This window comes from Novosphingobium sp. FKTRR1 (assembly GCF_020404405.1).
In the GTDB taxonomy this organism is placed as follows: Bacteria; Pseudomonadota; Alphaproteobacteria; order Sphingomonadales; family Sphingomonadaceae; genus Novosphingobium.
In genome coordinates, this window is record NZ_JAIZDA010000017.1 from 33,897 (window position 1) to 46,413 (window position 12,517).

General features: G+C 65.6%; 9 protein-coding genes. 5 read left to right on the forward strand and 4 right to left on the reverse strand.

Features of this window, described 5'->3' with window-relative positions:
- The first annotated feature begins 159 nt into the window (after positions 1 to 159).
- Positions 160 to 1,305, forward strand: coding sequence for an aminotransferase class I/II-fold pyridoxal phosphate-dependent enzyme (locus LDN95_RS15660; protein WP_226018533.1), 1,146 nt, complete (start codon positions 160 to 162; stop codon positions 1,303 to 1,305).
- Positions 1,306 to 1,353: 48 nt separating this feature from the next.
- Here the strand turns inward: LDN95_RS15660 and LDN95_RS15665 are convergent, their stop codons facing one another.
- Positions 1,354 to 4,524 carry an autotransporter domain-containing protein gene (locus LDN95_RS15665; RefSeq protein WP_226018534.1) on the reverse strand — a complete coding sequence of 1,057 codons (3,171 nt, stop codon included), beginning with the start codon at positions 4,522 to 4,524 and terminating at the stop codon, positions 1,354 to 1,356.
- A 316-nt stretch (positions 4,525 to 4,840) separates the two neighbouring features.
- Between LDN95_RS15665 and LDN95_RS15670 the strand changes: the two genes are divergently transcribed.
- Together LDN95_RS15670 and LDN95_RS15675 are read left to right on the forward strand one after the other, a co-directional pair.
- Complete coding sequence (locus tag LDN95_RS15670; protein ID WP_226018535.1) at positions 4,841 to 5,611, forward strand: RNA polymerase sigma factor; 771 nt, start codon at positions 4,841 to 4,843, stop codon at positions 5,609 to 5,611.
- Positions 5,608 to 6,510 (forward strand): hypothetical protein, encoded by a 903-nt coding sequence (locus LDN95_RS15675; protein WP_226018536.1) that lies wholly within the window; start codon positions 5,608 to 5,610, stop codon positions 6,508 to 6,510. Before LDN95_RS15670 ends, LDN95_RS15675 begins: the two co-directional genes overlap by 4 nt.
- Positions 6,511 to 6,527: 17 nt before the next feature.
- On the opposite strand, the gene mprF is transcribed toward LDN95_RS15675, so the two are convergent.
- The 3 genes from mprF to LDN95_RS15690 all read right to left on the reverse strand — a co-directional run bounded on the left by mprF (position 6,528) and on the right by LDN95_RS15690 (position 10,234).
- Complete coding sequence (gene mprF, locus LDN95_RS15680) at positions 6,528 to 9,071, reverse strand: bifunctional lysylphosphatidylglycerol flippase/synthetase MprF (protein ID WP_226018537.1); 2,544 nt, start codon at positions 9,069 to 9,071, stop codon at positions 6,528 to 6,530.
- Between the two features lie 44 nt (positions 9,072 to 9,115).
- A complete protein-coding gene (locus LDN95_RS15685) occupies positions 9,116 to 9,514 on the reverse strand; it encodes a DUF2147 domain-containing protein (protein WP_226018538.1) in 399 nt (132 codons plus the stop codon).
- Between the two features lie 63 nt (positions 9,515 to 9,577).
- Positions 9,578 to 10,234, reverse strand: a complete 657-nt coding sequence (locus tag LDN95_RS15690) for a virulence factor (protein ID WP_226018539.1) — start codon at positions 10,232 to 10,234, stop codon at positions 9,578 to 9,580.
- Positions 10,235 to 10,381: 147 nt separating this feature from the next.
- On the opposite strand from LDN95_RS15690, the gene LDN95_RS15695 reads away from it, so the two are divergent.
- Positions 10,382 to 11,074 carry a response regulator transcription factor gene (locus tag LDN95_RS15695; protein WP_370631698.1) on the forward strand — a complete coding sequence of 231 codons (693 nt, stop codon included), beginning with the start codon at positions 10,382 to 10,384 and terminating at the stop codon, positions 11,072 to 11,074.
- A gap of 41 nt (positions 11,075 to 11,115) precedes the next feature.
- Entirely contained in the window at positions 11,116 to 12,495 is a 1,380-nt protein-coding gene (locus LDN95_RS15700; RefSeq protein ID WP_226018541.1) for a sensor histidine kinase KdpD, read from the forward strand.
- Positions 12,496 to 12,517: the final 22 nt, after the last annotated feature.

The window sequence follows — 12,517 nt, forward strand, 5'->3', positions numbered from 1 at the left end:
GTGGTGATCCTCTCCATGGTCGCCGGATGATCGCTGCCACCCGGTCGAGTCTGTTGCGGATGACAGGCTATCAGGCTTGTTAGGCCGGGCAAGCCTGCTTTGCTCGGGATCAGTGGTTTACGGTTTCCACCGCGCGCGCGCGCCTGTAGGCGGTGACGCATGGTTGCTGTTCTCGATCCTTTTCACGCCATTGCCGTTTCGGCCCGTGCCCACGCCCTTGCCGCACAAGGCCGCGCGATCATCCACATGGAGTTCGGCCAGCCTTCGACCGGCGCTCCGGCGCCAGCCATCGCGGCGGCGCACCGCGTGCTCGACAATGGCGCGATGGGCTATTGGGAAAGCCCCGCGCTGAAGGAGCGCATCGCCCGGCATTATCTGGAAACGGCGGGCGTCACGGTCGATCCGGCCTGCATCACGCTGACCTGCGGAGCTTCGCCGGCACTGGTCATGGCGCTGTCGTTGCGGTTCGGGCCGGGCGACCGCGTGGCGATCGCGCGGCCGGGTTATGTCGCCTATCGCAACAATCTGCGCGCCCTGTTCATGGAGCCGGTGGAACTGCCGTGCGGTCCGGCGGAGCGCTATCAACTGTCTGCCGCGGCGCTGGCCGCGCTAGATCCGGCGCCAGCGGGGGTGATTCTGGCCAGCCCGGCCAACCCCACCGGCACGGTCATTCCACCCGACGAACTGGCCGCCATCGTGGAGGTGTGCCGCGCACGCGGCATCCATCTGATCGCCGACGAGATTTATCACGGCATCACTTTCGGGGCAGAGGCTCGCACAGTGCTGGGCATGGATCCGCAGGCGATCGTGGTGAACAGCTTTTCCAAGTACTTCAGCATGCCCGGCTGGCGGCTCGGCTGGCTGGTCGTACCCCCCGAACTTGCTGAGCAGGCGCGAGCGCGGATGGGCAACTTGTTCCTGACCCCGCCGGTGCTGGCGCAACATGCCGCGCTGGTCGCGTTCGATTGCACCGATGAGCTTGAGAGCCACGTGGCGACCTATGCGCGCAACCGCGAACTGCTGCTGGCCGAATTGCCGCGCTGGGGTCTGGGCGGGATCGCACCGCCCGACGGCGCGTTCTACATCTATGCCGACATCGGCCATCTGACCGACGACAGCCTGGCCTTCTGTCTCAAGATGGTCGAGGAAACCGGGGTGGCGAGCGCACCGGGGGTCGATTTCGACCCGGTCGAGGGGCACCGCTTCATCCGGTTCAGCTTTGCCGTTTCGACCGCGCTGATCGAAGAGGCGATCGAACGGCTGCGGCCATGGTTCGCGGCACAGCCGCGACGCTCACACGCCTGAAACAGTGCTCCGGCCGCACCCACAACGGGCGCGGCCGGATGCCGATCGTTACATCGCGAAGCTGAGCGATGCGCGCATCGAGTAGGCAAGGCCGCCGCTTTGCGGGCGCTCTGCCCCGGCGCTGAGCTTCCAGGTGTAGTCCAGTCCGCCCTGCAGCACGCTGAGGTTGCCGACCCACGCCGATTCGGTCTTGCCCGGGGTCAGCGTGAAGCTGCTGCCGCTGCCAAACGCGGCGGTGGTGTTGCCCAGCGCGCCCGACAGGTGGTTGCGCCGTCCGCCTTCCAGTTCGACGGTGAAAGCGCGGCCTTCATAGCTGCTTTCGCCCGAACTCCAGCTTGCTGCCAGCGTGGTCGTGGCGTTCAGCGCCTTGCTGGTGCGCGGATCGACGACCAGCGCGATCGCGGTGTCGCCGCTTTCGGTGTAGCCCTTTTCCTTGAGGCGATAGTATTCGAACACCGCCTTGGGCTTGAGCTTCAGGCTTTCACCCAGCGGTACGGCATAGGACAGGCCTGCCGTCGCATCGAGGAAAGTGCCCTTCCACTTGCCTGCCGCGCTGTAGGTGAACGCGGCGGAATCGGCCACGCCATTGAACGTGCGGGCAGAGGTGAAGGTGCCCTTGCCATAGCCGACGCGGGCATAGGCATAGAGCGGCCCGGCAGCCTTGCGCCAGAACGCGCCGATCTCGAGATCGTGGGCTTTCACTTCGTTGTAGGCGCTGTTCTTCACGTTGCCGGTGACATAGGCGAACGTGCCGCCGACATTGCCCAGCGAGGTGGTCTTTTCCAGACCGGCAGTGACGCCGAAACCGCTGACGGTGTAGCGGTTCGTGGTCGAGCTGGCGTGCTGCTTGTTGTTGAAATAGATCGGTTCGAACCAGCCGCCGACGTCGCTGATCGTGAAGATCGAGGAATCGTCGTCGATGTGGCGCGCGGCAAGCCGCGAACCGCGCGTCACAAAGTCGAACGTGCCACCGGCATAGTCGGGCAGGAACTCGTTGAACTGGGTTTTCAGCGCAGCCGAATCGGCGACCTGCAGCAGGCTCTTTTCAAGGTAGGTATAGCTCAACGCGTTGCCGACAATCGCGTCATAGGCGGCGGATTCCGCGGTCGTCAGGCCCAGTTCGGTCGCTGATTTGCGCGATACCGTCAGCAGCAGGTTGTTGCCGCTAAGGGTGACCGAACCGTTGTAGAGCACCGGCATCGCCAGCGCCGTGCTGGTCAGGTTGCTGCCGCCGGTCAGCGTGCCTGCGCTGAGCACGGTATAGGTGGCATTGCCCTGTTGCAGCGACGAAATCGTCGCCGCGACCTTCGAACCGCTGGCAAAGGTTGCGGTATCGGCAACCAGCGTCGAACTCGTGCCCTTGGCGCCGTCGATGTAGACCCGCAGCGTGCCCGAAGCGCCGACGTTGAGCGCCTTGATCGTCGAAGTGCCGGTAGCATTGGCGCCGAACGTGCCGCTGTTGACGTTGACCGTCAGTTGCGATCCGCCGGTGACCGTGCCCAGCCAGCGGCTGCTGTCGGACAAGGTCAGCGTCCCGACCTGGCTGTTCAGCTCAAGGTTGCCGGTGAAGCGCGAATTGCCGGCCATCGTCATCGTCGCGGTGCCCGCGGTGCCGAAATTGATGTTGCCGATCCACTTGGCGTCATCGGCCAGAATGACGGTGTTGTTGCCGGTGCCAAGGAAAGCGTTGCCGGTGACCTTGCCCGATTCGATGTCGACCGTGTCGTTGCCGCTGCCGGTATAGATGTTGCCGGTGATCGCGGTGTAGACCGTGGCGGTGTCCGGGTCATAACCCGAAGCCGCCTTGTCGCTGGTCTGCGAAGTGGCGTTGGTCGAATTCAGGTACTGCTTGATCGTGGTGCCCGAGGTGTTGCTCGACAGGTCGATCGCGGCCGAGCGGCCCGTGGTCGTGCCCGATACGGTGATGTAGCCGGTGTTGTTGAGCGTCGTCAGCGTGCCCGAGGCATCCTTGACGCCATAAAGGTTGCCGAACGCGGATTGGCTCGCGGTCGCCTGGATCGTGCCGCTGTTGTACAGCGTCGCGACGTTCGAACCCGCATTGATCGTCACGGCCGCTGACCCGGAATCGACCGTGGTCGTGCTTACCGTTCCTGAAACGGCAATGCCCTTCGACAAAGTGACGTTGCCGCCCTTGCCGCCGATGACCACGCCATAGGCATCGGTCGAGCTGTAATAGGCGTTGGACGAGACGCTGCCGTCGATGCCGAGCGAATACGTGCCCGCAACCGTGGTGCCACCGCCGATGGTGATGTCGCGGGTTCCGCCGATCTGCAGCGCCGGGCCGTTGCCATATGCCTGCAGCACCCCGCGCGAGGTATCGGTCGAGGACGTGGTGAGCGGAGCGTAGACGACCACGCCGCCTGCCACGTTGCCATCGACCTCGACCAGCGCCTTGCCGGTTTGCAGCGCGGTGCGCGACAGTGTCTGAGTCGTGCTGTCATCGGCGGTGTAGGTGTACGATTGCGAGATGCCGCCGTTCAGCTTGACGATCCCGCCGACGTCACCGCCCACGACGACCGCTTGGCTACCCTGGCCGACCGTGCTGATCGTGCCACCAGCCAGCACGTCGCCGGTCACGGCAGCGGTGCGGATGCCGACGCTGTTGTCGCCCTTGACGGTGATCGTGCCGGTGTTGGTCAGCGTCCCGGCCAGCGTGCCGTCGACCGCTATGCCCGCCGAATTGAGCCCTTCGACGGTGATGACGCCGGTGTCGCCATTCTGGATCGCGCCGGTATATGTGCCGCCCGACAGCACATGGATGCCATAGCGGTTGCTGGCGCTGGCGATCGGTCCGGCTGCGATCGTGCTGCTGTCGAGCACTTTGGCGGTGAAATCTTCGGTCACCTTGATGGTGCCCTGATTGGTGATCGTGCTGGACAGGCCGGAGTTGGCCACGATACCGCTTGCCCCATCGGCGCTGCCGACATCCAGAACGCCACCCGAGTTGACGGTCGCGGTCTTGGCCGCATCGATCGTGATGGCATTCCCGCTGGCAACCTTGATCGTGCCGCCGCTGGCGATGGTGACATTGCCCGCGCTTGAAGTGAGCAGCGGTGTCGTGGTGGCAGAGCCGACCGACGTATCCGCGAAAGCCTGCGCCGCAGGAAGCAGAAGGGCCGCGCCGACCAGGGCGCGACGGCCGACGGTGCTGAGGAAACGATTGGATTTGCGCTGCATGGGCGTCTGGTCATCCGGCATGGGAACGTTGCGCGGAAAAGCGCAAGGTTCCGGGGTTTGCGAAAACGGCACTGCGGCAGGACTGGTCTGCCGAGCACCGTTCGTCGGGCTTGGTGAGGCCGGTGCCACCAGCCCGGCTGGGCGGCGACACAAGTCTACTACACCCCAAACGCGCGGTTGTGCCGTTCCCTTCGCCGGCATGCAGAAAAATTGCTGAATGCTGGCAGCGCCGTAAACATGGCGTTCATCTGGCAAACGCCAGCACAAGGCCGGGTTGGTGGAACTTCAATCGGGGTGCATTCGACGGAGCTATGCCCGTGTGCGACGGACAGATTGCATGACCTTCTACGGTGAACTTGCCGGTGAGGCCGCGCTTGTGCGCGATGAACCCGTGCTTGCGGACGAGACTGGCTGGTTGTCCGACCAGCCCTTCGACTCCCGGCATCATTCCCTTGCTCTGGCCCCGGCTCACGCCGGTTCCCGCGCGGCGGCAAGCGGGATGCAGTCGCCCGTCGCCGCCATCGATTGCGGCTCGCTCGACGATACCGCGCTCATGGCGGCAGTGGCGCATGGCGGGGTCGATGCCTTCGCCGTGCTGGTCGAGCGTCATACCGCGTCGCTCTATCGCGTGGCCATGCGTATGCTCAACGATACGCACGAGGCCGAGGACGTGGTGCAGGATTGCTTTGTGCGGATGTGGCAGCACGCGCCCCGGTGGAAGCCTTCGGGTGCCGGACTGGTCGGCTGGCTGCATCGCGTGGCCATGAACCTGTGTTTTGACCGCAAACGCCGCTTTCGCGTGATCACGACCCCCGATTTGCCGGATTCAGCCGATGATGCGCCGTTGGCGGATAGCGTGATGGAAGCCGATCAGGCGCACCGTGCGGTTCGCGCCGCGCTTGATGACCTGCCCGAGCGGTACCGTGCGGCGCTGGTCCTGTGCTATTATGAGGGGTTCACGAATGCCCTTGCCGCTGATGTCATGGGGCTTAACATAAAGGCAATGGAATCGCTCTTGTTCCGGGCGCGACGGCAGTTGCGCGATCGCCTTGAGGCGCATGATGTCGCTTTACGCGATGTCACCACGCATGCCGGATTGCTGGCATGACCGACCGCACACCACAATTGCCCGAACGGCCGGAAGTTGGCCGCGACGATGGCCGCCACGATGCGGCGGTGGATCGGGCACTGGCGCAGGTTGCGATGCCCAAAGTCCCGCCCGGTCTTGTCGCACGGATCGTCCGCGATGTGCCGCTGCTGGCGCAATTGCCGTCGGACGATCAGGCGCAGGCGCCGGTCGTCGTGTCCGATCATCTTGGCCCGAAGATCATCGCGCTGCCTCGGGAATTGCGTCCTCGGCGACCCGTTGCGGCGCCCGGCAATGGCGATTCCGCTCAGGTCTTGCAGGCCGTGCCGCAAGGCCGGTCGGATCGGCAGCGGTTCTTGCTCACGGCATCGGGGCTCGGCGCCATGGCCGCCGCGCTGGTTGCCGTGATTGCGCTGGGATTGAGCGTGCGTGAGGCCGATCCGGTCGCCCGCAGCGAGGATATGCCGATTGCCGCCATCACCGCGCCCGGTGCTCCGGTCAGTGTTCCTGCCGGTGCAGCACCAGCCGCACAGGTCGCACTTGGCCGCGACACTGGCGCCGGGCAGGTGGGCAAGGCCCCGCATGCGCCCGAGGCCGTGGCTGCGGCGGCGCCGCCAACAGGCCTGCCCGTTGCTGGAAGCGCAACCGCGCCGGCTGCCGACCCGGCACATGCCCCGGCCGCCTCATTGCCTGCGCCAGCCCAACTGGCCGCAGGGCCGGTCCAAGGCGCGCCCGACGATGGATCGGCAGCACCGGGCCTGACGCCGCTCGGCACGCGCGGCGTGATGGGGCCGGTTCTGCCGCAGGGCTATGGCTACAGTGGCGGTGGCGGTCTCCCCGAGATTCCCGGCAACGCTCCGGTGCGGATGTCCGGAGGCCCGGGACCGGGACCGGGGCCTGGGCCCGGCGGGCCGCACTGACGCGCGGCCTTCCGGTGTCATCCGCGCCCGCCTGAAACCAGTGCGATCACCGCGCCTACCGCCACAAAGCCTGCAGGGCCGTGCGGGCAGGCCAGATAGCGGCTTTGCCATTGCGGCGCGAACTTCTGCTTGTAGAATCGCAGACCGGCAAAGTTGTAGGCCGCTCCGCCCATCCAGCCGCCGACGCGGTACACCGCGCGGGCCAGTTGCGCCCAGAACGGGGCCAGCCGGCCACCGGGCACGCCCGAGAGTGGGGCGAGCCCCAGATTGAAGCGGTGGCACCCGCGCGCGCGCGCCAGCTCGATCAGGCTGGTGAACAGGAAGTCCATCGTGCCGGGCGGTGCATCGGTCGTCTGGCGCATCAGATCGACCGACATCTCCGCACCGTCGCCCGATAGCCACAAGTTGGCAAAGGCGACCGGCTCCTGATCGCGCAGTACGACTGCCAGATCGAAACGGGTCATGTACTGCGCGTCGAACCCGCCAAGGCTGAAGCCCTTTTCCTGCGCCTTGTGCCGGGCCAGCCAGCCGTCGGAAATCGGCTGCAGCCGGGGCAACCAGCGCGGTACTTCGGTCTGTGGCACGATCTGCAGCGTTACCCCGTCGCGCATGGCGCGGGCGCGGCTGTTACGCAGCCCTTTCATGCGCGGTCCCTGCAAGGTGAAGGCGGTCGGATCGACGATCGCCTCCTCGCCATATTTCATCGTCAGCAGGCCCAGTTCGACCAACAGCGGCAGCATCGCCTCGCTCGCCTGATAGAAGCACAGCAGCGCGTTGCTCAGGTCGGCGAGGCGGCGCAAGTCCCACACCAGTTCGCCCCAGCGTTCGCGCGGGCCCACGGGATCACCCATCACCACCCAGGTGCGCCCCTGCGGGCGGAACATCACAAAGCAATCCCCGTGGCTGCCGACCAGAAAGCGTTTGTCGCCGGTAAAGGCCAGCGCGGCGTCGCTGCGGGGGTGGCTGGCCATCGCGGCTTGCGCTACCGCTGGCGGCAGCGCCTGTTCGCCGCCGATCGCGCGCGGTCGGGTCATCCATTCGCGCACGGCAAAGGCGCAGACCAGCACGCTTGCGGCAAAGCCTGCGCGCAAGGCGCGCGGACCATCACCATAAAGCGCGAAGTGCCACCACAAGTCTGACCGGAAGTGTGCGGTATTGTAGAATAGCGCGCCGATCCCTCCGGCCACGACCACCGCCATCACCGCCGCGATCAGCCATGGCAGGTTGTGCGTCGAAAAGGCACCGGTTCGGCCGCGATAGAAGGCAGGTGCAGCCAGTTGCAGCAGCCCCGCCATCGTCAGCATGACCAGCGCCTCTTCGAAGTCGAGCCCCTTGGCCAGCGAGAACATCGCTCCCAGAAAGAACAACCCGCGCGCTACGCGCATGCCGCTGGCCAGTCGCGCGGCAAGAGCTGGCGCCACCAACAACAGCCCGGTTCCGACCAGACTTGCCGCCAGATGCGAGGTTTCGATGAACGGCAGCGGCAACAGGCGGATCAGGTCGTGCAGGCGCGCATGCTCGGCGGGCGCCGCGCCTGACAGCAGCAGCACCAGTCCCCCGGCAAAGGTCATCAGGCCGAACAGGGGCGGGCTGATCGCCAGCGCCACGCGTCTGCCAGGCTCGATCAGGCCTTGCGCCAGCCGCGCCATCGGCGGAACGAAGCGCGAGGTCTCGATCGCGCCGTTGAGCAGGACGGCCAGCGCGAAGGGTAGCAGGTAGTAGATGATCCGATAGGCCAGCAGCCCCGCCAGCGCGGCATCCACCATTCCAGTCCCGCCGTCGGGCAGGGTGGCGATGATCACCGCCTCGAACACACCAACGCCGCCGGGTACATGGGTGACCAGCCCCAGCGTGATGCCCAGCGCATAGGCGAGCATGAAGCGGGCGAAGTGCCAGCCTTCGTGCGGCAGCAGCAAGTACAGCGCAAGGCTGGCGCAGGCGAGGTCGACCGTCGAGACGATGGCCAGCGCCAGAATGGTTTCGGCACGCGGCAGCACTGCCGCATCGACCAGCGCGGTCATCCGCCCCGGCCTGTACGCCGCGATCACGGCCAGACTTATCACCGCCGCCAGCACCGCTGCGCCCGCCACATGCGCGGTTGCCGGGGTTATCGTCAGGCCCGCCAGCGTCAACGGCGTCCGCATACCGAACATGGCGATGCCCGAGGCCATCCCCACGCCGAGCCAGAACGCAACCCCGGCAATCACCACGATGCGCGCCACCGTTGCCGTCGGCACGCCCGCAGCGCCATAAATGCGCAGCCGTGCCGATCCCCCGGTCAGTGCGCCAAACCCCAGCGTGTGCGACAGCGCATAGCTGGTGAACGAGGCGCGCATGGTGACCGCCAGCGGAACGGAAACGCCGACCAGTCGCTGCGCGAGCAGGTCATAGAAAGTCAGCAGCAGATAGCTTGTCACCGTCAGGCCGAGCGCCAGGGCCAGCGACACCGGGCGCAGTCCGCCGAGTGCCGCCATGGCAGCCGAAAGGTGGATGTCCTTGCCGACATGGATGATCTCGCCGATGGCAAGCGCCAGCACGGCCAGCCCCAGCGCGCTCAGCAATGACCGCCGTAACGCAGGTCTGACAGTTGATGGCAAAGCAAGGTTCATTGGCGCTGCCAGATTTCGCTTTGGCACAGGAAGCGACCCAGCAGGCACCCGGCAATGCGCGCGTGATCGTGGTCGATCATCACGATGTGCGAGGAAAAGCTGTGCCCCAGATCGGGCACGAATACCGTGCCGCTCCAGTAATTCGGGCCGTCGCGATGATACCCCTTGAACAACGTGGTTCCGATCAGGTGTTCCGTCCCGCCGCTGCGCGCGTCGGCCACGGCCTGCGCGCTGGCAGAGATCACCTTGCCGCACAGCCCGGTGCCACACTGATCGATATGGATCGCCACGGTGCTGTCATCGTTGTGCCAGGCGCCGCGCAAGGGGTCGAGCGGTTCGGCAGCCAGCGCGGTGGCTGTAGCAAGGGTCAGAAGCAGGGAAGAAAAATGAAACACGGTCTGGTCAGGCTCGATCGATCTGGAATGGTCGGGTAAACGGCAACATGCTTTGGCAGCGGGTCATTGCATCGGGGCGGGCGGGAACAAGGCGGCATTGGCAGCGGCTTCGGCCAGTGCGTGGTAGTGGCCCAGCATCATGTGTCCGTCTGACAGGCTGATCTGGCTGGCGTGTGACAGTTCGGGGGTCGTGCACAAGCTGTCATCTTCCTGCGTGCCATAGATACAGGTGACGGGCAGCCCTTTGAGCAACCGGGCCGTGCTGCGCGGGTTGCTGTCGGGGGTGCCGGTATAGAATACCCCGCTGGGATTGGCGTGAAAGAACACCTCGGTTCCCGGCACGATCAGCACGACCGAGGAAATGCGCTGGCGCAAGTCCGGCGGCAACACGCCGATGCCGGTGTCCAGAATGTCCGCGCCAAACGACGATCCGATCAGCGCGGCCTTGCTCGCGCCGCTCCGCGCCAGAGCTTGACGCAACGAATCGGCAACCAGTCCGTCAACGAAGGTGCGGTCGCGTCCGCGCAGGAACAGCGCCGACGAATTGACGGCCATCACCGGCACGCCGCGTGCACGCAAGGCGTCGATCGCGCCTTCCCCGGCACCCACGGACAGGCCCATGTCGCTTGAGAAATAGACGGCAACCACGCCGTCACGGCGGGGGTTTGCCGGCTCTTCGTAATGCAGTGCCACCCGGTCGAAATAGCCGCCCACTGCCATCGTCGCAAAAGCGAGGACAGGAACAACGGCCAGCCAGCCTAATAACTTGCGACGACGATTGCGCGGGGGCATGGGAATGACGATACACCTTTGTCGCTATCAAGGCGGTGGGGGCAACATTAACTTGTTGTCATGGACGGAGTTGACGTGGCCGGACGAATCTTGCTGGTCGAAGATGATGCCCAGATCGCCGATTATGTCGCGCGGGGATTGAACGAGCATGGCTTTATCGTCGACCGTGCGATCAACGGACGCGACGGCCTGTTCCTTGCCACCGACAGCCAGTTCGATGTCGTGGTGCTTGACCGCATGTTGCCGGGAATGGACGGGATCGCGGTGCTCAAGGCCTTGCGCGCGGCCGACGTGACAACGCCGGTGCTGATGCTGTCGGCGCTGGGCAGCACCGATGACCGGGTTTCCGGCTTGACTGCCGGGGCTGACGACTACCTCGCCAAGCCGTTCTCGTTCGCCGAACTGCTGGCACGCATCCATGCGTTGATGCGGCGTGGCAGCGGGGCTGGCGCGGCCAAGGCGCAGGAAACCGTGCTGCGCTGTGCCGATCTGGAACTGGATCGGCTGACCCGGCAAGTGCGCCGGGGTGCCCGCAAGATCGCCCTGCAACCGCGCGAGTTCCGCCTGCTGGAATACCTGCTGCTTCATCAGGACGAGGTGGTTACCCGCACGATGTTGCTCGAAGCGGTCTGGGATTATCATTTCGACCCCGGCACCAACGTGATCGATGTGCATATCAGCCGTCTGCGCCGCAAGATCGATGATGGTGAGCCGCAGCCGTTGTTCCACACCGTGCGCGGTGCGGGATACCGCTTGGCCAACGCGTGATTGTGGTCCGGCCACGCTGGTGGCGGTTGCCCGTTGCCGCCATGCGTCGCCGCATATCGCCGACGATGCTGCGGCTGGTACTGGCGATCTTTGCCCTGCAACTTGCATCGAGTGCGGCCGCGATCTTCTTTCTGCGCGGCCAGATGAACGAAGTCGTACGCGCAGACCGGCTGCGCCAGTTGGCCGATGTGCGCGATGATCTGTTGGCCACCTACTATGAAGGCGGCCGACCCGCGTTGGAGGCGATGATCGCCAATCGCCGGGGCAGCGCGGCCGATCCGGGTGTTTTCATCGCCTTGTCAGGGTACGGTGCGACGGGTCAATCCCCCGCCCGGCCACCGGTTCTGCGGAACCTCTCGCAAGTGCCCGCTTTGCCGATTTCATCGTCGGCAAGGCCGGTGACGGTGCATCGCGGAGCGGACTTGCCCAGCCTTGAAGGACTGACGCTGACCGGCTCTCTGCCCGATGGCGAACGCCTGACCGTCGGCGTGATGGGGCTGGGTGAGCGGCGCTTCAATCTGGCATTTGCCACCGCGATCGGATTGACAATTTCGGTGGCGGTGGCGCTGGCGATGCTCAGCGCGCTGTTGCTGTGGTTGGTGATAGGCCGCCGGACCCACCAGATTGCCCAAACCGCGGCGGAATTGGCGCAAGGCAATTTCGGCGCGCGCGTGCCAGAGGCGGAAGCGGGCGACGGGTTTGACCATTTGCGCATCCAGATCAACAGCATGGCCGAACGGATCGACAGTCTGGTCTCACAACTCAGTTCGGTGTCGGGAGCCTTGGCGCACGATTTGCGCTCGCCGGTGGCGCGATTGACCGCAGCGATCGACACGGCGCTGGTTGTGGTCGATGGGCAGGGCGCAGGCGGTACCACGCGCGCGCTCGAAGCCCTTCAGGCAGCGCGGGCCGATGCCGAAGGCTTGCGCCGGATGCTTGAAACCGCGCTGGAAATCACCCGGCTGGAAGGCGGAGCAATTCAGGACCGGCGGGTGCCGCTCGATCTCTGTGCCATCGCACAAGACCTTGTCGAGCTTTACGAGCCGCTTGCCGAGCAGGCCGGGATCACGCTGGTCGCGCAAGGCGATCCGGCGATCGTCCCGTGCGACCGCGAACTGGTGTCGCGCGCGCTGGCCAACCTCATCGACAACGCGATGAAGTATGGCGGGCGCAATGTGCGGGTCAGCACCATCATGCGGGGCGCCGGAGCCGAGATCAGTGTGGCCGACGATGGTCCGGGAATCCCTCCGGCCGATCGTGCCCGCGTTGTCGAGCGTTTCGTCCGGCTCGACAATGCGCGGACCTTGCCCGGTGGCGGGCTGGGGCTGGCAATGGTCGCTGCCGTGGCAAGGCTGCATGGCGGCGAACTGGTACTTGGCGGTGACGAAGGGCTGGTGGCCACGTTACGCTTGCCCGCCTGATGGTTTCACCGACCAAATTGTC

Bases quoted from the DNA above. Each gene is read 5' to 3' on its own strand.
- LDN95_RS15660 (WP_226018533.1), top strand. From the start codon at position 160: ATGGTTGCTGTTCTCGATCCTTTTCACGCCATTGCCGTTTCGGCCCGT.
- LDN95_RS15665 (WP_226018534.1), bottom strand. From the start codon at position 4,524: ATGCCGGATGACCAGACGCCCATGCAGCGCAAATCCAATCGTTTCCTC.
- LDN95_RS15670 (WP_226018535.1), top strand. From the start codon at position 4,841: ATGACCTTCTACGGTGAACTTGCCGGTGAGGCCGCGCTTGTGCGCGAT.
- LDN95_RS15675 (WP_226018536.1), top strand. From the start codon at position 5,608: ATGACCGACCGCACACCACAATTGCCCGAACGGCCGGAAGTTGGCCGC.
- LDN95_RS15690 (WP_226018539.1), bottom strand. From the start codon at position 10,234: ATGGCAGTGGGCGGCTATTTCGACCGGGTGGCACTGCATTACGAAGAG.
- LDN95_RS15700 (WP_226018541.1), top strand. From the start codon at position 11,116: ATGCGTCGCCGCATATCGCCGACGATGCTGCGGCTGGTACTGGCGATC.